Origin of the sequence: Microbispora oryzae (assembly GCF_017896165.1) — a bacterium.
Lineage (GTDB): Bacteria > Actinomycetota > Actinomycetes > Streptosporangiales > Streptosporangiaceae > Microbispora > Microbispora oryzae.
This window is the reverse complement of sequence record NZ_JAFCNB010000061.1, coordinates 1-1,417: the sequence shown is the minus strand read 5'-3', so window position 1 is coordinate 1,417 and position 1,417 is coordinate 1. Positions and strand designations below refer to the sequence as shown.

The following is a 1,417-nucleotide window of genomic DNA, read 5'->3' as shown; positions in this document are numbered from 1 at the left end:
GGCGGGGATGCCGACGGCGAGGTGTTGGGGCTGCGTGTGGGGCTCACCGAGGGGCTCGGCGATACCGGGGTTGCGTTGTTCAGGGCGTCGAGGACGGAGGTGTAGGCCTGTTTCTTGTTGTAGTTGCCGTCGAAGAGGAGGGGGGTGTCGCCGCTGCGCCAGGAGTATTTGTCGGTGATGCCCCAGACGGTGATGCCGGTGCAGCGGGGGACGGCCATGCAGGCTTGGGTGACGCGGCGGTAGGCGTCGGCTTGGGTGGAGCCGGAGCCGCCGACGTCGAGTTCGGTGATTTGGACGTCGACGCCGAGGGCGGCGAATTGGGCGATGTTCTGTTGGTAGTTGGAGGGGGGGTTGCCGAAGTGGGATTGGAGGCCGACGCAGTCGATGGGGACGCCGCGGGCTTTGAAGTCTTTGATCATGTTGTAGACGCCGCGGGTTTTGTTGGCGTTGGCGTCGTCGATGTTGTAGTCGTTGTAGCAGAGTTTGGCGTCGGGGTCGGCGGCGCGGGCGGTGCGGAAGGCTTCTTCGATGAAGCCGTTGCCGAGTTTGTCGGTGAAGATGTCGCTGCGGAGGGTGCCGATGGCGCCGCCGTCGGCGAAGGCTTCGTTGACGACGTCCCAGGCGTAGATTTTGCCTTTGTAGTGGCCCATGACGGTGTTGATGTGGTTGGTCATGGCGTTGCGGAGGTCGGTGGCGGTCATGCTGCTGGTGATCCAGTTGGGGAGCTGGGCGTGCCAGACGAGGGTGTGGCCGCGGATTTTCATGCCTTTGCTGATGGCGTGGTTGACGATCTGGTCGGCTGAGCCCCAGCTGAAGTTGTTGCGGGAGGGCTCGATGGGGCCCCATTTCATTTCGTTTTCTGGGGTGACGGCGTTGAATTCGCGGTCCCAGGTGGCGACGTAGGTGGAGTCGTTGAGGTGGCCGGCGGCGATGGCGGCGCCGTAGTAGCGGCCGCTTTGGGCGGCGGCGGCGCCGAGGGTGGTGGCGGCGGCGCCGGCGGGGGTGGTGCCGGTGAGGGCGGTGGCCAGTGCCAGGACGCCGGCGGCGCCGGCGATGAGTGCGCGTGTGGGGACGGGCCGCCGGGCCCGGGGGCCGGGGGCGGCTGTGGTTCCGGGGGTGCGGGTGGGGGGTATGGGTATGCGTTGTCCGCCCATGCCTGAGCCTCCACTGGTTTGGATCACGGAAGGAAATGAGTTTCCACGAGGGGGGATCTGTCCGGGGACGGCGGATCCCCGCGCGGTCACGGCGCGTTCGAGCGCGTTCGCGGCATGGTGCCGCCACGTGTCACGGCGCGGTCCCGCATTCACTCCGGTCGGGACGCGTCACCGGCCACGGTTCCTGCCACACCACCACGCACCGGCAGGATCACGACCGCATCGGGACTCAGTGTGGGAATCACCACCAAAAGTGTCAAGAC

General features: G+C 66.8%; 1 protein-coding gene. It reads right to left on the bottom strand.

Going from position 1 to position 1,417, the window contains the following annotated elements; all coding sequences use genetic code 11:
- Positions 1 to 1,154, bottom strand: a 1,154-nt coding sequence (locus JOL79_RS33515) for a glycoside hydrolase family 10 protein (protein WP_210159961.1), incomplete at its 3' end; no start/stop codon positions are given.
- Positions 1,155 to 1,417 lie beyond the last annotated feature (263 nt).